19 protein-coding genes are annotated in these 17,690 nt (G+C 51.2%); 5 read left to right on the top strand and 14 right to left on the bottom strand.

The annotated features are described in order from the left end of the window. Positions 1-170: 170 nt before the first annotated feature. From METTU_RS18735 to ispG, 3 genes are all read right to left on the bottom strand, one after another. Positions 171-545, bottom strand: coding sequence for a Uma2 family endonuclease (locus tag METTU_RS18735; protein WP_302050606.1), 375 nt, complete (start codon positions 543-545; stop codon positions 171-173). Next, entirely contained in the window at positions 506-730 is a 225-nt protein-coding gene (locus tag METTU_RS24130; RefSeq protein WP_217182948.1) for a Uma2 family endonuclease, read from the bottom strand. The genes METTU_RS18735 and METTU_RS24130 overlap by 40 nt, the downstream gene beginning before the upstream one ends. Before the next feature lie 152 nt (positions 731-882). After that, positions 883-2,100 (bottom strand): flavodoxin-dependent (E)-4-hydroxy-3-methylbut-2-enyl-diphosphate synthase, encoded by a 1,218-nt coding sequence (gene ispG, locus METTU_RS18730; RefSeq protein WP_006893529.1) that lies wholly within the window; start codon positions 2,098-2,100, stop codon positions 883-885. A gap of 87 nt (positions 2,101-2,187) precedes the next feature. Here ispG and METTU_RS18725 point away from each other — a divergent pair, with 87 nt between their 5' ends. The 3 genes from METTU_RS18725 (at position 2,188) to METTU_RS18715 (ending at position 5,133) form a co-directional block, all read left to right on the top strand. Beyond that, entirely contained in the window at positions 2,188-2,916 is a 729-nt protein-coding gene (locus METTU_RS18725; RefSeq protein WP_006893528.1) for a metallophosphoesterase, read from the top strand. A gap of 250 nt (positions 2,917-3,166) precedes the next feature. After that, complete coding sequence (locus tag METTU_RS18720; protein ID WP_006893527.1) at positions 3,167-4,606, top strand: phosphomannomutase; 1,440 nt, start codon at positions 3,167-3,169, stop codon at positions 4,604-4,606. A gap of 185 nt (positions 4,607-4,791) precedes the next feature. Next, positions 4,792-5,133, top strand: a complete 342-nt coding sequence (locus tag METTU_RS18715; protein WP_040581026.1) for a hypothetical protein — start codon at positions 4,792-4,794, stop codon at positions 5,131-5,133. A 1-nt stretch (position 5,134) separates the two neighbouring features. Here the strand turns inward: METTU_RS18715 and METTU_RS18710 are convergent, their stop codons facing one another. From METTU_RS18710 to METTU_RS18680, 7 genes are all read right to left on the bottom strand, one after another. Beyond that, entirely contained in the window at positions 5,135-5,605 is a 471-nt protein-coding gene (locus METTU_RS18710; protein WP_006893525.1) for a VOC family protein, read from the bottom strand. Positions 5,606-5,708: 103 nt separating this feature from the next. Beyond that, positions 5,709-6,239, bottom strand: a complete 531-nt coding sequence (locus METTU_RS18705) for an SRPBCC family protein (protein WP_006893524.1) — start codon at positions 6,237-6,239, stop codon at positions 5,709-5,711. Positions 6,240-6,291: 52 nt separating this feature from the next. Beyond that, on the bottom strand, positions 6,292-6,738 hold the full coding sequence (locus tag METTU_RS18700; RefSeq protein WP_006893523.1) for a YybH family protein: 447 nt from the start codon (positions 6,736-6,738) through the stop codon (positions 6,292-6,294). 41 nt (positions 6,739-6,779) lie between these two features. After that, positions 6,780-7,187: a VOC family protein gene (locus METTU_RS18695; protein ID WP_006893522.1), complete on the bottom strand. Its 408-nt coding sequence runs from the start codon at positions 7,185-7,187 to the stop codon at positions 6,780-6,782. 98 nt (positions 7,188-7,285) lie between these two features. Beyond that, a complete protein-coding gene (ycaC, locus tag METTU_RS18690) occupies positions 7,286-7,909 on the bottom strand; it encodes an isochorismate family cysteine hydrolase YcaC (RefSeq protein WP_006893521.1) in 624 nt (207 codons plus the stop codon). 92 nt (positions 7,910-8,001) lie between these two features. Further along, on the bottom strand, positions 8,002-8,679 hold the full coding sequence (aqpZ, locus tag METTU_RS18685) for an aquaporin Z (RefSeq protein ID WP_006893520.1): 678 nt from the start codon (positions 8,677-8,679) through the stop codon (positions 8,002-8,004). Between the two features lie 226 nt (positions 8,680-8,905). Continuing rightward, entirely contained in the window at positions 8,906-9,268 is a 363-nt protein-coding gene (locus METTU_RS18680; protein WP_006893518.1) for a DUF4186 domain-containing protein, read from the bottom strand. 106 nt (positions 9,269-9,374) lie between these two features. Here METTU_RS18680 and METTU_RS18675 point away from each other — a divergent pair, with 106 nt between their 5' ends. Next, a complete protein-coding gene (locus tag METTU_RS18675; RefSeq protein WP_040581023.1) occupies positions 9,375-10,115 on the top strand; it encodes a DUF434 domain-containing protein in 741 nt (246 codons plus the stop codon). A gap of 130 nt (positions 10,116-10,245) precedes the next feature. On the opposite strand, the gene METTU_RS18670 is transcribed toward METTU_RS18675, so the two are convergent. Then, positions 10,246-10,812: a putative metalloprotease CJM1_0395 family protein gene (locus METTU_RS18670; RefSeq protein WP_006893516.1), complete on the bottom strand. Its 567-nt coding sequence runs from the start codon at positions 10,810-10,812 to the stop codon at positions 10,246-10,248. 335 nt (positions 10,813-11,147) lie between these two features. Between METTU_RS18670 and hrpA the strand changes: the two genes are divergently transcribed. Next, entirely contained in the window at positions 11,148-15,095 is a 3,948-nt protein-coding gene (hrpA, locus tag METTU_RS18665) for an ATP-dependent RNA helicase HrpA (RefSeq protein WP_006893515.1), read from the top strand. Between the two features lie 107 nt (positions 15,096-15,202). Here hrpA and METTU_RS18660 read toward each other — a convergent pair whose 3' ends face one another. From METTU_RS18660 to METTU_RS18650, 3 genes are all read right to left on the bottom strand, one after another. Further along, complete coding sequence (locus METTU_RS18660; protein ID WP_040581504.1) at positions 15,203-15,766, bottom strand: REP-associated tyrosine transposase; 564 nt, start codon at positions 15,764-15,766, stop codon at positions 15,203-15,205. 299 nt (positions 15,767-16,065) lie between these two features. Next, the gene (locus METTU_RS18655) at positions 16,066-16,770 is read right to left on the bottom strand and encodes a hypothetical protein (protein ID WP_006893513.1); all 705 of its coding nucleotides are present in this window, start codon (positions 16,768-16,770) and stop codon (positions 16,066-16,068) included. A gap of 208 nt (positions 16,771-16,978) precedes the next feature. Further along, entirely contained in the window at positions 16,979-17,215 is a 237-nt protein-coding gene (locus tag METTU_RS18650; RefSeq protein WP_006893512.1) for a hypothetical protein, read from the bottom strand. Positions 17,216-17,690 lie beyond the last annotated feature (475 nt).

The raw sequence follows: 17,690 nt of genomic DNA, 5'->3' as shown, positions 1-17,690 counted from the left end.
GTGGCTAGGGCTTGACTTGCGCACCATGGTTTTTAAGGCGCGCACGGCACGTCCTACGGCGGATATGCCTATGCGGGAACAAGATATTTTCGGACAATGATTTGGGGTAATCTGCGGTCTAGCTTTTAGTCGCTAGAAAGTGGGCGGTATTATTACCGCGGAGTTTTGCTTTACGAATAAAGCGCTTCCACCACCAATGTTAAATCAATCGATTCTAAGGTAACGCTTTGTTTTTCAGAGAAACTCTCGCGCTGCCAAGCGGTTCGTCGGCGGTAGACTTCCAGGTAAGGCGAGTCTTGAGATAGCAGAGCGTACTCTTGTAGATATTCAATCGTTTGATAAGCCATGAGCTTTTCGGTGCGGTCGGTACGTTGGGTGGAATCGGACAGCACTTCCACAATCAAGCAAGGACGCTCGTTGTAATAACGGTCGGTTTCTTCCTCGCAGGCGACTTGCACATCCGGATAGTAAAAACGCACGTCGCCGCCGCGTTGAATTTTCACCTTCATGTCCGATTGAAACGGCTCGCAACGAGTGCCTTGCAAATGCTGCGACAGGCGTACATACAACCTCCGCTAATACGATTATGATCACGACTAGCCCCGGTCATTGCGTAAACCAGCCCATTAACAAACTCATGACGAGTGCCGGTATTGTTATCGTTTTCCATCAACAGATAAGCTTCGGGCGTTAGTATGGAGTCGGGCAATACAAATGCTGAATTAGGCATATTAACTCCTTAATCGGGACGATAATTTAACGTAGCATCGTTGATCCTAGAGAAATCAGCGAGTATATGGAAACCGTTCGTGCTGAGTCCTTCGACAAGCTCAGGACGAACGGGATTTTGATGCTTAACTGACTTTCTTAGGTTGACGGCAACTACGGCGCGTAGTGCGTTTCAATATAGCGTTGCACGATTTCCTGAAACTCTTCGGCAATCCGGTCGCCTTTCAGCGTAACCGTTTTTTCGCCGTCTTCATAAACCGGCGCTACCGGGGATTCGCCGGTGCCGGGCAGGCTGATGCCGATATTGGCGTTTTTACTTTCGCCCGGCCCGTTGACTACGCAACCCATAACCGCCACTTCCATGGTTTCAACACCCGGATATTGGGTGCGCCATACCGGCATTTGATCGCGTAGATAGCTTTGGATGTCCATCGCCAGTTTCTGGAAATAATCGCTGGTAGTGCGACCGCAACCGGGGCAGGAGATAACCATCGGGGTGAATGACCGAAAGCCCATGGTTTGCAGGATTTCCTGGCCGACAATCACTTCCTGGGTTCTGGACGCGCCGGGTTCCGGCGTCAGGGAAATACGAATGGTGTCGCCGATGCCTTGTTGCATCAATACCGATAACGCGGCGGCTGAAGAGACGATGCCTTTGGAGCCCATGCCCGCTTCGGTAAGACCCAGATGCAGCGCGTAATCGCAACGGCTGGAAAGGTCTTGATAGATGTTGATCAGTTCCTGCACATTGCTGATCTTGCAGGACAGGATGATTTTGTTTTTGCCAAGTCCAAGTTCCTCGGCTTTGGCGGCGCTTTCAAGTGCAGACAGCACGATCGCTTTACGGGTGACCGCGGCCAAAGGCTCGGGTGTTTGCAGGCTTCTGTTTTCATCCAGTAAACGGGTCAATACCGCTGGATCCAAGCTGCCGCCGTTAACGCCGATGCGTACCGGTTTGTCGTACTGACAGGCAAATTCGATCATTTGCTGAAATTGCGGGTCACGGCTTTTACCGCGGCCTACGTTGCCCGGATTAATGCGATATTTATCCAAAGCCTGGGCGCAGTCCGGGTATTTTTCCAGCAGTTTGTGACCGTTAAAATGGAAGTCGCCGACGATGGGAGTCGAGTTGCCTTTTTTATCCAACTGGTTACGGATTTCTGAAACGGCTGCCGCGGCTTCCTCGGAATTGACCGTGATGCGGACCAGTTCGGAACCGGCGGCGGCCAGTTCGATGATCTGGTTAACGGTCGCCGTAATGTTGGCAGTATCGGTATTCGTCATCGACTGAACAACGATTGGAGCGCCGCCGCCGACTTTAACGTCGCCGACTAAAACTTGATGGGTGATTTTTCTAAGGCTAATAGACATATACAAAATCTTTTGGAAAAGGTTACAGTTATCTGGAAGAATGTTGTTAAATTATACGCCGATACAAGCCATTAAGTAGAGTTTAGTGTGAGGATAAATTATTTTTCCGATGTGCATTTGGAGTTCGGATTGCTGGAAGCGCCGGATAATGACGCCGACATCATTGTCGCAGCGGGCGATATAGGCATCGGCATGCAAGGTCTTGACTGGCTTAAAACGTTGAATAAACCGGTTATTTACGTCGCCGGCAATCACGAATTTTATACACATGAATATCACCAAACGTTGCAGTCGATCCGTAAGCAATGTACCGGCAGCAATGTGCATTTTCTTGAGAACGACTGTTTTGTATTTGAGGGTGTGCGTTTTTTAGGCTGTACGCTTTGGGCCGATCTGTTTGTCGAAGGTGACAAAAAAGCCGAGGCTTTAGGCAAGACATTAAATGATTTCAGGCGAATTCAATTTGCCGAAAAGCCTTTTGATGCGGTTCGGTTTAGCCATTTACATCAAAGCTCAAAGACGTGGCTGGAGCAGGAATTAGCCAAGCCGTTTTCAGGGAAAACTGTTGTGATAACTCATCATGCGCCTTGCTTGTGGAGCTGGAATGATTTAGCTCATGCGTTGAAAAAGCTGGCCTATTGTAACGATATGAAACCCTTGTTGCATGAATACGAGATTGCGGCCTGGTTCCACGGCCATGTCCACAGTCAGATGGATTATCGTATAGCGGGCGCCAGAATATTGTGTAACCCCAGAGGTTATGCAGGTGCAAAAATCGTCCCCCGATTTGACCCGGACAGGCTGGTGGAGATTTAGGCGGCGAGAGAAATGGAACACGGATGCCACGACTGGAGTGCAGGCTTCGCCTGCGAGCAAGCAAAGCTTGCACTCCCACTGCAATACTTAACGTTATGAAGAAAGCCACAATTTATCCGCACTTATCAGTCGAATCCGTGTCAGCTGTGAACTATTTTTCTAACGGCTGAGTAGTTTTCGAAAATCATTAAAAGCCGATTAAAATGAACAGGCTTTTTTATCTATATATACACTTTTTACAAATCCCTCCATGACAAAAATCAATATCCAACAAATGATGGCCGAAAGCGGCGTGGCATTCGGCACTAGCGGCGCGCGCGGACTGGTTAGCCAAATGACCGATCAGGTATGCACCGCCTATACGCTGGCGTTTCTGCACGGTCTCGGCCTTGCGAAACCGGGGCAAAAAATCGCCTTGGGCATGGACTTGCGCCCATCCAGCCCGGCCATCGTCCGCGCTTGTGCGGCCGGTATCCGCCAGGCCGGTTGCGAGGTGGATTTTTGCGGGATGTTGCCCACCCCGGCGCTGGCTTTGTATGCTCTGGCGCAAGGCATTCCGGCAATCATGGTTACCGGCAGCCATATTCCGTTCGATCGCAACGGCATCAAGTTTTATCGGGCCGAAGGCGAGATCAGTAAAGCCGACGAAGCGGCCATTACCCAAGCCGAAGTCGAGTTGCAAACGATTACCGGCGATGCGCTATTGCCGACCGTCAACACAGCCGCCTTGCAGCGGTACCGGCAGCGCTACACCAGCCTGTTTGCGGCCGATTTGCTGACCGGCCGGCGGATCGGGATTTATGAGCATTCCAGCGCGGCGCGCGATTGCCTGCGTGATGTGCTGAGCGCTCTGGGCGCGGATGTGGTTGGATTGGGACGCACGGATACCTTTGTGCCTCTCGATACCGAAGCGGTTAGCGAAGAGGACCGCCGACGGGGACTGACCTGGGCGGCGGAGCATCATCTGGATGCCATTATCTCCACCGACGGAGACGGCGATCGGCCGCTGATCGCCGATGAGACCGGCAACTGGTTGCGCGGCGACATCGTCGGCTTATTGTGCGCGCGCTTTCTGGATGCCGACACCGTGGTTACGCCGGTGAGCTGCAATACCGCAATCGAAGCATCAGGACTGTTTCGGCAGGTGATCCGCACTCGCATCGGTTCGCCGTACGTGATTGCCGGTATGGAACAGATGCTCGCTGCCGGTAGCCCCAGTGTGGTCGGTTTTGAAGCCAATGGCGGCTTTCTGGTGGGCAATGATTTGACGGTTGGCGGACAACCCCTGACCGCGCTGCCGACCCGCGACGCCGTATTGCCCGCCTTGGCTGTGCTGGCGATGGCTCGGCAACAGGGCGGCAAAGTATCGGCCCTGCTCGCCGGTTTGCCGCAACGTTATACCGCCAGCGACCGCTTGCAGGATTTCCCGGTTGCCAATAGCCGGGCGTTACTGGACAGCTTGCAAAGCGATGACGCGGCCTATCAAAGCTTGTGGGGTAATGAGCTGGGCGCGGTTGCCCGGCGGGATTTGACCGACGGCCTGCGCCTGACTTTCGACAACGGCGAGATCGTGCATCTGCGTCCGTCCGGCAATGCCCCGGAACTGCGCTGCTATGCGGAAGCCGACAGCATGGAGCGGGCGCAGGCGCTGGTTACATTGAGTCTGCAACGCATTGCCGAAGCATATTAGACATCTTTCCAAAATACAGCCATATAAGCATGTAGGCCGGAATAAACCGGTTCAAGCGATAGCGAGAATCGGTGTTTCCGGCTCCCCCATAAATTTGCCGGAAACGCTACCACGCGCTACGCTTGGGTAGCCTTATTCCGGCCTACGTAACTATTTAGGAAAGATGTCTATTAATGGCGAACGGTATGAATATCCGTATAACCGCATCGCTACTTGTCGCCATCATGGCATTATCAGAGGGTGCCGTTGCAACCCCGGCTTTCCTGCCGGAAGACCCTAAGCGGCCTGTCGACAAGATTAGTCATGATCTCAACATCAGGCCGGAACAGTTCACCGCCTGTTTTAGGAAGGTTTCTCCGGCCCCGCAGGGAACGCGACCCACGGCGGAGCGTGTCCATTCCAACAAGGCGATCCTGCTAAGCTGTTTGCAGAAGGCGAACGCCAATATCACCAATGACAGGCTCGACGAAGTGATGGATCGACACCGCCCAGGCGGGCGCGAAGCGCAATTGCCGATGAACGAATAGGTCAGGTGCTGCTCTGTTGGAAGAGCGCTTCAGCGCGCCTGCTGATTTCCTCCGGCGCAATATCTTCCTTATGGGTAGCAAGAAACCAGATATGCCCGAAAGGATCTTGCAGCGTACCGGTGCGATCGCCGTAAAACTGGTCGAATACTGGCTTGACTGCCTTTGCCCCCGCGCTAACGGCCTGAGCAAATTGAGCGTCTACATCTTTCACATAGACATGCAGGGCGACCGACGAACCGCCCAGCGACTGGGGAGTGCGGAATGCACCTTGTTCACAGGGATCGGCCAACATGACCGAGGAATCGCCGATTTTAATTTCGGCATGTCCAATCTGACCGTTTGGGTGCGATAAACGGAATATTTCCGTTGCGCCAAATGCCCGCTTGTAAAATTCAATGGCTTCGGATGCCCCCTTAATCATCAGGTACGGCGTTATAGAGTGGTAGCCATCCGGAATCGGTTTTACTGTCATGAGTTTCTCCTTAATAAAAAATGTTTAAAGTAGAAAGGGTAGGCGTTGCGCAGCCTTATCGCACAACGGCCGTGTTGATTGTAATGATAGGGAATTGTCGGACTTACCTCTCAGCGATAGCCTTTAGATTGACAAGACCTTCCTCAAAATCTTTGCCGACCATGCTGTCCCGGTTGCAAAAAATTCCCATGATCTTCCCAATATAGGGATCGGTGCCGTGCATATCCCAGATGACGTTAGTCTCGTCGCCGTTGGCTTCCAACGTGAACTCTATGATATTGTGGCCTTCGAAGGGTTTGGTTAAATCCAGTTGGATAGCGATCCTGGACGGTGGCGACGACTCGACGATCTCCATGCGACCGATACCGGCTTTACTGTTGTTGCTTTCCCACTCATATACGGCGCCCTTACCGCGGGATGTACCGCTGAGGTTTCGCTTCATCGCCGGGTCCATTTTTTCGTAGGGCGACCAAGCATCCCAATTGTGGAAATCATTGATTAGCGAAAAGATCCTGTCGGGCGGCGCTTTGATGTTCGCGGCGCGCCAGACACGGAATAGATCAGGCTTGGTCGCGGCATAGATGAGCAGAGCGGCGAACAGAACGACGACTATGATAACGATTGCCTCGGTCATTTGTTACTCCGGTACGGTGTTGGTATCAAAATATGGCGGCTAGGCGATAAGGCTAAAGTTCGAGACTGAATACGGCTTTAGACGTTTCCGGGTCGAAGGGAACCGAGCAATGTTCATGCACGATCTGCCATCTGCCCTGATGCCGATGGTAACCGGCAGTGCTCCGTACCCAGGTCTGCATCGCCGGATGATCTTCTTCCATGCCGGTAAAGCGCCAAAGCCAGTGGGCGAGCGCCAGGTCGCCGCTTACGAAAATACCCAGGTCACGCATCTCTGTCCCGAAGGCGTTTGGAAAGCAGGGCAGGCACGCCTCCCAAACGCGGCGGAGCTGATGGGTGTTTTTGATTTGGAACGGCGGTTTCACGTCGAAGATAATGGCCTCATTTGCGTAGTGGCTCATGATGCGATCCGTATCTTTTGCGCAGATGGCGCTCATCTGGTCGCTGATGAGCTGTCTAATCTGGGTTTTGTCGTGCGTTTTGGCGGTTTGGGTGGTCATCGGCATCTCTTATGATTTAGTTGTTAATCTGCGATTGTTTTTTAGCCTTGATTTATTGCGCCGGGTTCCATGAAGATGAGTTCCCAAATGTGGCCATCCAAATCCTGAAATCCATGACCATACATAAAGCCGTGGTCTTGCGGTTCATTGTAGGTTGTTCCACCGGCGGCGACCGCCTTGCTGACTATTTCATCGACTTTTTCCCTGCTTTCGGACGTTAAGCACACCAGCACTTCTGTGTATTTCGCGGCATCGCAAATTTGTTTTGGGGTAAAAGTCTTGAACTTGGCCTCGGTCAACAGCATGACGAAAATGTCTTCGGCCACAATCATGCAAGTGGCGGTTTCGTCGGTAAATTGGGGGTTAAAGGTGAAACCGAGCTGCGTAAAGAATTCCACCGACTCATTGAGATTTTTTACCGGTAGGTTTACGAAAATCTTAGTAGCCATGTTTTCTCTTTTTGAACGTAGATTGCACGATGAGGCATCGGCAACACAGCGCTAATGCGCGCCATAACCGGCGCGACGATAGCAGCGCTCCGTCAGGCTCAGCCTTTAGCTGCATAACTGGTCATGAGGCTTTGGTAGATCGGGGTATGGTCGCAAAGGAGCTTGCCAAAGCCTTGGATGTCGTTGCGCCAATCGCGGTGCAGCTCGGAACCCACGGCGAACCAATTTAGCAGTTGCACCCCTGCTGTCGCCATCCGAAGCCATGCCGCCTCATGGCTGGCCTGATCGAATGTGCCGGACGCATCGGTGACGACGAAAACCTCGTAGCCTGCCTCCAACGCAGAGAGCGCCGGGAACGCTACGCAGACTTCGGTCACGATACCGGCGATGATGAGCTGTTTGCGGCCAGTGTCCTTTACGGCCTTGACGAAGTCCTCGTTGTCCCAGGCGTTGATTTGGCCGGGGCGGGCGATGAACGGGGCGTTGGGAAACATCTCTTTCAGCTCGGGCATGATGGGACCGTTCGGCCCCGTCTCGAAACTGGTGGTGAGGATAGTCGGCAGATTGAAGAACTTTGCCATATCGGCCAAGGCCATAATGCTGTTCTTGAATTCGCTGGGCGGATAGTCCTGCACTAACGCAGTCAGGCCGCACTGGTGGTCCACGAAAAGAACCGCCGCGTCTTCCTTGGAAATGCGCCGGTATTGATAAGTGCTGCTCATGATGTATCCTCTTTCATGGATTCGATGTGGTCATAAAAATTGAGAGCTTTGCCTTATTGAGTGTGGCCGTACGATTGTTGGGTTTATGCGTTTCAATCTTCCGCGCTGCCGATGAACCGATAGATTACCGCGCCAACGATCGGCGCCAGCCAAAATAACCAGAGCTGTGCAAGCGCCCAGTCGCCAACGAAGACGGCGACGCCTGTACTGCGAGCAGGATTTACCGAGGTATTGGTGACGGGAATACTGATCAGGTGAATCAGGGTAAGACAAAAACCGATAGCGACAGGTGCCATTCCCTGCGGCGCGCGTTTGTCGGTTGCGCCGAGAATGACCAGCAAAAACATCATGGTCATCACAATTTCCGAGACCAGGGCCGCAAGCAAGGAATAACCGCCTGGCGAATGAGCGCCATAGCCATTGGCAGCGAAGCCTGCTGAAACATCGAAGCCCGCCTTGCCGCTGGCGATAACATAAAGAACGCCTCCCGCAACAACGGCACCCACGGCTTGAGCGACGATATAAGGCAGCAATTGGTTTGCCGGGAAACGCCCGCCTGCCCATAGTCCTACAGAAACCGCCGGATTTAAATGACAGCCTGAGATATGCCCGATTGCGTAAGCCATGGTGAGTACGGTTAAACCAAAAGCCAACGCAACCCCAAGCAATCCGATGCCCACATCAGGAAACGCCGCGGCCAATACAGCACTGCCACACCCGCCAAGAACCAGCCAAAATGTCCCCAAAAACTCTGCAAGATATATTTTCATAAGTTATCTTCCTTTACTCTTTTGGCAATGATGCTTAACAAGTGGTTATTTACCTGCACGATTTTTTATCAAAATATCAATATCTAAGCTGAACGCACAATTCGTATAAACACCTATGCGCGCTAACTTACATCAGCAGTGGCCGGGTATGCCAAGGCCTGTTTAATCGGGGATTTACACGGTATAGATACTCGGTCGATTGTTCGACCGGTAAGCGGATATTTTGTTAAGCGAGCTTGTTCATTTCATTATGCAGCCATCGTTCAAGGACTTTGAGCACATAGGCTTCTTCATCCGGAGTAAGGGCGCGACCCTTCGGTATCCTGTGCCATTTTTCCAGACAACCGCGACAGCAACAGGCCGTTGCATGTTGCGCTACAAAAACCGGGTGGCCTCTAAAAGGGGTTTGTTTGCCGTCATTTTTAAGCACCGCCGGTGCCAGGCGCTTTGCGATAAAGTCTCCGGCATGAACGATAACCGTCGGCAGTCCTTTAGTATGTAAATAAGCAAGATCTTTGTCTTGGAGGTGAAACTTGCTGCGGAAAGTTGACCTTGCGAGTGCCTCAAAAAGTGCGTCCAAATCTCTCATCAGGGTGTTTTATAAATTGTGGCTTTATGGCCGGGGCTGTTTCATTATGGACGGATGTTTTATGATGAATCAAGTTTGAATCCTGAATGAGTGTGTCGGCGATTATATGAATACCCACGAACAAAGGCATCGCGGTATGCATCTGAATGACCAAGCGTTATTCAGCGGCGAACCATTGCTTCGCTTGCGTGATGCGGTTTATGAATTCTGCTGGTTGCTTAATCGCGGTTATGCGCGGCATTCGGTTATGCAGTTGGTAGGTGACCACCATCAGCTTGTAAAGCGTCAACGTCTGGCGATTTCCAGGGCAGCCTGCTCGAATACTAGCCGGGAGTTAAGAAAGACAACGTGCCTCCAAATTGAGCAAATCAAAGACCGGCAATTGGTTATTGACGGGTTTAACCTGATTATTTCCGTCGAAACGGCTATGGCGGGAGGATTATTGCTGCGTTGCTGCGATGGCTGTATACGGGATATTGCCGGCATTCATGGGACTTACCGGCTGGTACATGAAACCCGGCAGGCGATTGAACTCATTGGTAATGTGCTGCAAGCCTTTTCCCCTGCAAGCGTGTTGTGGTTGTTTGACAAACCCGTTTCCAACAGCGGACGGCTGGCCGAGATGGTGCGGGATATTGCCACGGTCCATCACTGGAACTGGCAGGCGGAGCTAATTGACAACCCGGATCAGGTCATTCGGAATAGCGGTAAAGTCGCCATCACCTCCGATTCGGCGATATTGGACGGCGGAGTGCAGTGGGTCAATCTGGGGGCTTATCTGACAACAAACCATTTTCATGAGTCCTGGTTGATTGATTTTTCAGATGTTTTGAATGAGCCCGAATAAAATCCGCTACTTAAGCCGCTCGCAGAAAATAAGCAGTGGGCAGGCATTAATGATTTTCGGAGTGCAGGCTTCGCCTGCTGTGCAAGCAAAGCTTGCACTCCTGCAATTTCTTCGGTCAGAAGAATTAGGCTTATGCTGACAGGTTGATTTTCGTTCCAAGATGGTCTTTGTTGCCGTTTTGGGTGTCTTGATTTTTCTGCAATAATTCGACCTGTGCCTGCGCGGCCATTGCCGTTGCCCCTGCTGCCGCTTGCATATCCGGGCCGGAGGGTTCGGCCGGAGCCAGGGCGGCTCTCCTGATCGTGTCGGCTTTTCGTAGTGTTGCGGCCGGGTCGCCGGGAACCGGAGAGGTGTCTATATTAACCTCACCGCCAATTGCGTACTGAATCCCGTCGGGGCCTTGCTGATAATCAAAACTGGCCCCGCCTGTGGCAATGCCCCCGGCAGCAGCCAGATGCGCGGCCTCATGCGCTTTAACTTCGGCGTCTCTTTGTTTAAGTTCGCTGACGACTTTCAGGTCAGACTCGGAAAGTTCCCCGGTTTTTTTATCGCCTGTTGATGCGGAAGTATCGGTTTTTAATGCGGGATCTTGTTGAACGTCCTGATCAGGATCGGTTGTAGAGAAGGCGGCCGATTGCCGCTGGGAATAATCAGTTTGCCAGACAGCGGAGCTATTATTGGATACGGAAGAAATCATGATGCACCTTTACATCAGATGAACAATTTCAAGTCTAATAAACAATCGGTTAATAGTCTATGGATAAAGTTAATGACTGATATGGTGCATTGTCCGCGAAAACCGCAAAAAAGGTGGTAGTGAGTCGGGCGTGCCGTGCGCGCCTTGGTTTATAAGGCGCGCACGGCACGCCCTACGACGGATATTTCAGCCAATCTTTCTGGACAGTGATAAGGGAAATCAAATCCGTGCCATCTGTGGTCTATCTTTTTCGCGGCTGTAATGGACAGTGCGTAACATCCGTTAATAACAGATAAATTAACGTATAATAGGCTTATTTTATCCGGCTGTATTCGATGTCCACCCCCGATCTTATCAAGCAACTCACCCATCAGTTAGCGCATTGTCTTAATCAGGACAGGCATGTATTGAAGCGGCAGTTAGACCGCTGCCGCAGCAAAAATTCAGTAGAGGAATTAAACGCGCTGGCGAGCCGCATTGAACGATCGGTCGCCGCCAGAAACAAACGCCTCGCCAGTATTCCCGTGCTGACATTCCCCGATTTGCCTGTCACCGGCAAAAAAGACGATATCGCCAAACTGATACAGGGGAATCAGGTGGTGATTGTTTGCGGCGAAACCGGTTCCGGTAAAACCACGCAGTTGCCGAAGATTTGCCTGTCGATAGGCCGAGGCGTAGCGGGATTTATCGGCCACACCCAACCCCGGCGAATTGCCGCGCGCACCGTCGCCGACCGTATCGCCGAAGAACTCGGCGAACCGATGGGCAAATCGGTCGGGTACAAAATCCGCTTTAACGATAAGACTCACTCCGAATCGTTGGTTAAGCTGATGACCGACGGTATTTTGCTGGCCGAGTCGCAAAACGATCCTTACCTGAATCAATACGACACCATCATTATCGATGAAGCGCACGAGCGCAGCTTGAACATCGATTTCCTGATCGGTTACATGAAATGGCTGTTACCAAAACGCCCTGATCTAAAGTTGATCATCACCTCGGCCACCATCGATACGCAACGCTTCTCCACGCATTTTAACAACGCGCCGATTATCGAGGTTTCAGGGCGGACTTACCCTGTCGAAATGCGTTATCGGCCGATTGAGCAACGAGAGGAAGAAGATGACCAATCCGCCGGGAGCGGATTGGCACGCAATGCGCCCGAAGGGGCAAGGGCAGGGACAGCCCTTGATGAAACTACCGACGACCTGCAAAACGCGATACTGGATGCGGTTGACGAGCTGTACCGGGATTTGCGCGGCGACATCCTGATTTTCCTTACCGGTGAGCGGGAAATCAGGGAAACGGCCGATTCGCTAAAAAAGCATCACCCGACCCAATATGAAATCCTGCCGCTGTATTCGAAACTCAGCGTCAGCGAGCAGGAACGGGTGTTCAAACCCAAAGGCGGCAAGCTGCGCATCGTGCTGGCGACCAACGTCGCGGAAACCTCGTTGACGGTGCCGGGCATCCGCTGCGTGATCGACACCGGCCACGCCCGGATTAGCCGCTACAGCCATCGCAGCAAAATCCAGCGTCTGCCGATTGAGCGCATCTCGCAATCCAGCGCCAACCAAAGGGCAGGGCGCTGCGGCCGTGTCGCCGAAGGTATTTGCATCCGGCTGTATTCGCACGATGATTATTTAGCCAGACCGGAATTCACCGAGCCAGAAATCATGCGCACCAATTTGTCTGCGGTTATTTTGCAGATGATCTCGTTAAATCTCGGCGACATTGAAGACTTCCCATTCCTGGAGCCGCCCGAAGACAAGATGATCCGGGACGGCAAGACCGTGTTGCACGAAGTCAACGCGCTGGATAAATCCGGAAAGCTGACCGAAGTGGGCAAACAGCTGGCCAAATTCCCGACCGATCCCAAGCTTGCCAGAATGCTGATCGCCGCCGCGCATGAGCATTGCCTGACCGAGGTTGCAATTATCGTTTCCGCGTTGAGCGTCCAAGACCCGCGCGAAAAACCCGCCGATAAAATGCAGCAGGCCGACGCCAAACACGCGGCGTTTCGTCATCCCGAGTCCGATTTTTTAACTATCTTAAATATCTGGAATACCTACGAGGAAAAGAAAAAGCACCTGTCCAACAGCAAGCTGCGCAAATACTGCACCGACAATTTCCTGTCTTATATGAGGATGCGCGAGTGGTTCGACATTCACGCGCAAATCATGCAGGTGGTTAAGGGCGACTTAAAAATGCATCCGAATACCGATGATCCGGGGTATGAAAAAATCCATCGCGCCTTGTTGCCGGGCTTGCTCTCCAATATCGGCTTTCGCCATGAGCAATACGAATACCTCGGCGCGCGCGGCTTGAAGTTTTTCATCTTTCCCGGTTCCGGCCTGCATAAGCTCAAGCCCAAATGGATCATGGCCGCGGAGCAGGTCGAAACCAGCAAGGTTTACGCGCGCAATGTCGCCCGGATCGAGCCGGAATGGATAGAGCAATGCGCCGAGCATCTGGTCAAGCACAACTATTACGACCCGCATTGGGAGAAGAAAAGTGCGCGTTGCATGGTGTCTGCTCGCACCTTGCTGTACGGCTTGACGCTGCAAGCCGGGCGCAAGATTCCCTATGACCATGTAGAGCCCAAAGCCGCGCGGGAGATTTTTATCCGCTCGGCGCTGGTCGATCATGATTATCACAGCAACGCGCCGTTTTATGTCGCCAACCAGAAACTGCTCGAAGAAGTGGGCATGATCCAGCATAAAGGCCGCCGGGTCGATCTGGTCGAGGATGAACAATGGCTTTATCAGTTCTACGACAGCAAACTGCCGCCCGAGGTAGTCAGCGGCGTTACTTTAGATACCTGGCGAAAAACGGCGGAACGCGCCGACCCGAAAATCCTGTTTCTAACCAAGGAAGATTTAACGCGGGAACAGGAGGAAGACTATGTCAACGAATGGGATTTCCCGGACAGCAAGAAGATCGGCAACCTGACCATCCCGCTGCAATACCGGTTCGAGCCGGGCCATGATGAAGACGGCGTAACCGCGATTATCCCTGTGCATCAATTGAATCAAGTCTCGCAAACGGCGTTCGACTGGCTGGTGCCGGGGCTGCTGGAAGAAAAATGCATCGCCCTAATTAAAGCCCTGCCCAAGAACATCAGGAAACATTTTGTGCCGGTGCCTGAAACCGTCAAACGGTGTCTCGAAATCGAGCCGGATTTTAAAGGCTCGTTGCAGGAATGGCTGGGCAACCGCTTAAGAAAACTGACCGGCGAGGCGATTCCGTTAAATGCCTGGAATACCGAGAGCTTGACCGATCACTTGAGGATGAATTTCAGGGTTGAAGACGATCAAGGCCAGTTGCTGGATTACGGCCGAGACCTGAAAAAATTACAGCTCAAGCATACTGCCAAAGCCGAAGACAGCTTCGACCAGATTGCCGCCGACGAGCTGAACTACACCGGCTGCATCGGCTGGGCATTCGACGACCTGCCGGAGACCTACCAGTTTATCCAGAAGGGCCAATCCTTTGTCGGATTCCCTGCGATTATCGATGAAGGCGATGCGGTCGGCGTACGTATTTTCGACACCGAGCAAAAGGCCGCGTTACAGCATCAGGCCGGATTAATGCGCTTGTTCCAGCTGCAACTACGCAAGGAATGCACCTATGTGAGCAAAAACATGCCGAAGTCGGCGGCGGCAGAACTGACCTATAACTGCTTGCCGAAGCATCCGCTTATCGGCAATGAAGCGGAGGTGTCGTATAAAGACGACCTGCTTTATTTAGTCCTGTACGGCGTATTTATTGAAGGCCGAACTATTCGCACTCAGCAGGCTTTTGAACAAACTTTGCAGCAAAACAAAGCGGGGCTAATCGGCGCCGCCAATGAAGCCGGGAAAATTGCGCTGGAAATCATGGAACTGTACGGCGCTATCAAAGCTCAACTGAACCGCCTGAATGCGAATGACCCGCTGGCTAAAGATATTAACGAACAGCTGGATTTGATGATCTATGCCGGGTTCATTCGCAACACGCCTTACCAGCAGCTTAAAGCCATTCCGCGTTATTTGAAGGCTGTGCAATACCGGCTGGAGAAGCGGGATAACACGCTGCAAAAAGTCCAGGAAGCCAGTCGTTATGCGACGCGGTATTGGAAAGACGTGGAGAAGAAAGCCAAAAAAGACAAGGTTATTCCGGAGCAAGACCTGTTCCGCTGGATGCTTGAGGAATTCAGGGTGTCGTTGTTTGCCCAGCAGCTTAAAACGGCTTATCCAGTTTCGGTAAGGCGGATGGATAAGGCGTGGGATGAGAGGGGTTGATGGTTTGTTTTAATTGCGGATTCGACCGCGAAGAAATGTAGGGTACGCTGTGCGTACCTTTTTTACGTACAAACGCATTTGGTACGCACAGCGTACCCTACACATTTTTATTCCATAGCAGAAGTATCCAAATCATCGAATTCCATGATTCCATGAGCTTTACTGCCCCAATCAGCAGGGTAAACACCTTGTTTGACCCAGCGGTGAAAAGTTGAATAAGGCCAATCCTGCACAGATTCCACATGCCCATGTTTAACCGGGTTATAGTGGATATAATCGAAATGCCGGGCATAATCCTCCTCGTCTCGCAGAGCATGTTCCCAGAACCGGCGTTGCAAAACTCCGCGCCGCCTTTGCCGAATCCGTGAACCGCTACGTGCTTGTTCGTTGCCGCCAGCAGCCAGATATGCTTTGGTGAATTCCTTTTTGATCCATCCCAAACGCGCCGAGTAGCGTGTGTCACCTTCCGGCATTGTCAAAATGGCATGAAGATGATTATCGAGCAAAACCATTGCATCAATCCGAAACGGCCAACGTTGGCGGCATTCGCGAATCGCAGTGCGCAGGAAAACACGGGAGGTACCAGTGCAAAGAATCGGTGCGCGTCGTTCCGTTACCACAGTAAAGAAGAAGGAACCGCCGGGAACATAAGCGCGCCGAAAGTGCGACATAAGCAGAACACCGAAAAGTATCAAAAAATGTAGGGTACGCTGCGCGTACCGCATTGTGGACGAGATTGATTTTAACACGGCATAGGTTTTAGATCTTGATATGATGCGTTAGGCTTTAAGGTACGCGTAGCGTACCCTACATGGCTTAAAACCGCTTATCCGGTTTCTGTGAAGCGGATGGATAAGGCTTGGGATGATAGAGGGTGATTTGTTTAATGTAGGGCTCTCTGGACGTACCAAATGCATTTGTACGTGAAAAAGGTATGCTTAGTCTGCCTTACCGGACTGCTTTTTACGGCCTATCTTATAAGTCTAGACTGAACCTCCCCACTACCGCCAAGATTTGAAGGAGCTAGAATTCGGTCCAACCGAAGAGTGATTTTGCCAAGTGGACTTTTGCCAGCATAAATGGGTCTGCGTAGTGCGGGAATGGCCTTTTCTTCAAGGGTGAAGTTTTCAGTTTCAAGAATGACAGGAGGTCCATATTGTTTCTTATGGGCTACTGGATCGGTTTTTATAAACCCCTTTTGAATAAGGTCATAATTAGTTCTATGGATTTTGTGCGGCAGTAAAGTTTCGTTGTTCATTCTTTTAAGAGCTACGCCATCTGGGTGGAATAATTCGAGAAAGGCTTTTTCCTCTAGAGAGAACTCCGCAATCATATCCTTGTATCGACGCGTGATAAGTTGATCGGCGTCGTAAGCAATCATCCATCTCCTATATTTTCTTCCGAGCGAGGTAAAAAAAGATTTTACTGCTCGGTAAGCGAGTGATGATGCCCAGCAGGTTGTGTTAACCGCAAGGATGCAAACAATAACTACGAATAAAAGCAACCCCAACTCCAAGTGTACATTTGTAAATTCAGCTTCATGAAGCCCATCTTTAAGTACCAAAATACCGCCGTTGCTGACAATGATGAAGAATAAAGCAGGAGCTAATAACAATGAGGTAAGGTGCTTGTTTTTGAAGGTGAAAACTTTTAAAAAATCAGAAAGTGTCATCATTTTTTTATTACCTATCTTAAAAATATGGAAGGGCTATATTAGCCTTGGATTGTGTTTACTTTGCTTGACGGGCTCCCCGCGAAGGAGCACCGCATCAATGTGCGGTGCTTTGATAAGTGAGCCTTATCAATAATTTTGAAGTATTTTGGCATAGCGATCGATCCTAATTGTTTAACGTGAAGTATGCGACATATCGGAGTTAGCGGATTTATGACTGTGACAAAATAGATGCTGCTAATTCCTTAGTTTCTGCGGCGTATTTAACACTTTTCAATACCTTAGATGCTTCACCTTCCATCTCCGGGCCTGTTTGTTTTGAACAGCTGCTTTGGGCTAGAGCAGAGCCTGCCAAGCGCCGCTTTATTTGTGATGCATTGGCGTTTTGAAGTGTTTTTGCGGCAAGGGTGGCGACACGTTTAGATGTCCGTTTTGTGTTATTTGGCATATTGGTTTTCCTCATAAAGGTGAGTTGGTATTGCAAAGTTATTTAGAACCTAACATAACTTGAAATTCTATATATAGTTTTTAAGTTCATAGCATAGCACAATATATAGTGGTTTTAGCGAGCATACAAGATTACAGGGCCGTAGGGTGCGGTGAGGAACGAACCGCATAATTCGCGTAGATAATTCCTCGCCTTTGAAGATAAACAATGACTAATTACCGTCGCATTTATATGCCAGGAGCTACATGGTTTTTCACCGTAAACTTGGCTGAACGAAAAGGAAATCGGCTTTTGGTGGAAAATATCGATTGTCTGCGTAACTCCCAAGCGGGACGGGGTTTGCAACCCCGTCCGTCCGTACGCTTGGTTCCCAAGCTCCAGCTTCCCGTACTGAATTCCCACGCGGAGCACTCATCGTTATACACAAGTGTCTACGGAACACCGTTATTCTGGCAGGGATGACGGACCCGTTAGA

Source organism: Methylobacter tundripaludum SV96 (assembly GCF_000190755.2).
Lineage (GTDB): Bacteria > Pseudomonadota > Gammaproteobacteria > Methylococcales > Methylomonadaceae > Methylobacter_A > Methylobacter_A tundripaludum.
The sequence above is the reverse complement of the archived record's forward strand: the minus strand, read 5'-3'. Positions and strand labels throughout refer to the sequence as shown.

Excerpts from the sequence above, each read along its gene's own strand:
- METTU_RS24130 (WP_217182948.1), bottom strand. The coding sequence starts at position 730 with ATGCCTAATTCAGCATTTGTATTGCCCGACTCCATACTAACGCCCGAA.
- ispG (WP_006893529.1), bottom strand. The coding sequence starts at position 2,100 with ATGTCTATTAGCCTTAGAAAAATCACCCATCAAGTTTTAGTCGGCGAC.
- METTU_RS18720 (WP_006893527.1), top strand. The coding sequence starts at position 3,167 with ATGACAAAAATCAATATCCAACAAATGATGGCCGAAAGCGGCGTGGCA.
- METTU_RS18715 (WP_040581026.1), top strand. The coding sequence starts at position 4,792 with ATGAATATCCGTATAACCGCATCGCTACTTGTCGCCATCATGGCATTA.
- METTU_RS18710 (WP_006893525.1), bottom strand. The coding sequence starts at position 5,605 with ATGACAGTAAAACCGATTCCGGATGGCTACCACTCTATAACGCCGTAC.
- METTU_RS18705 (WP_006893524.1), bottom strand. The coding sequence starts at position 6,239 with ATGACCGAGGCAATCGTTATCATAGTCGTCGTTCTGTTCGCCGCTCTG.
- METTU_RS18700 (WP_006893523.1), bottom strand. The coding sequence starts at position 6,738 with ATGACCACCCAAACCGCCAAAACGCACGACAAAACCCAGATTAGACAG.
- METTU_RS18695 (WP_006893522.1), bottom strand. The coding sequence starts at position 7,187 with ATGGCTACTAAGATTTTCGTAAACCTACCGGTAAAAAATCTCAATGAG.
- ycaC (WP_006893521.1), bottom strand. The coding sequence starts at position 7,909 with ATGAGCAGCACTTATCAATACCGGCGCATTTCCAAGGAAGACGCGGCG.
- aqpZ (WP_006893520.1), bottom strand. The coding sequence starts at position 8,679 with ATGAAAATATATCTTGCAGAGTTTTTGGGGACATTTTGGCTGGTTCTT.
- METTU_RS18680 (WP_006893518.1), bottom strand. The coding sequence starts at position 9,268 with ATGAGAGATTTGGACGCACTTTTTGAGGCACTCGCAAGGTCAACTTTC.
- METTU_RS18675 (WP_040581023.1), top strand. The coding sequence starts at position 9,375 with ATGAATACCCACGAACAAAGGCATCGCGGTATGCATCTGAATGACCAA.
- METTU_RS18670 (WP_006893516.1), bottom strand. The coding sequence starts at position 10,812 with ATGATTTCTTCCGTATCCAATAATAGCTCCGCTGTCTGGCAAACTGAT.
- hrpA (WP_006893515.1), top strand. The coding sequence starts at position 11,148 with ATGTCCACCCCCGATCTTATCAAGCAACTCACCCATCAGTTAGCGCAT.
- METTU_RS18660 (WP_040581504.1), bottom strand. The coding sequence starts at position 15,766 with ATGTCGCACTTTCGGCGCGCTTATGTTCCCGGCGGTTCCTTCTTCTTT.
- METTU_RS18655 (WP_006893513.1), bottom strand. The coding sequence starts at position 16,770 with ATGATGACACTTTCTGATTTTTTAAAAGTTTTCACCTTCAAAAACAAG.
- METTU_RS18650 (WP_006893512.1), bottom strand. The coding sequence starts at position 17,215 with ATGCCAAATAACACAAAACGGACATCTAAACGTGTCGCCACCCTTGCC.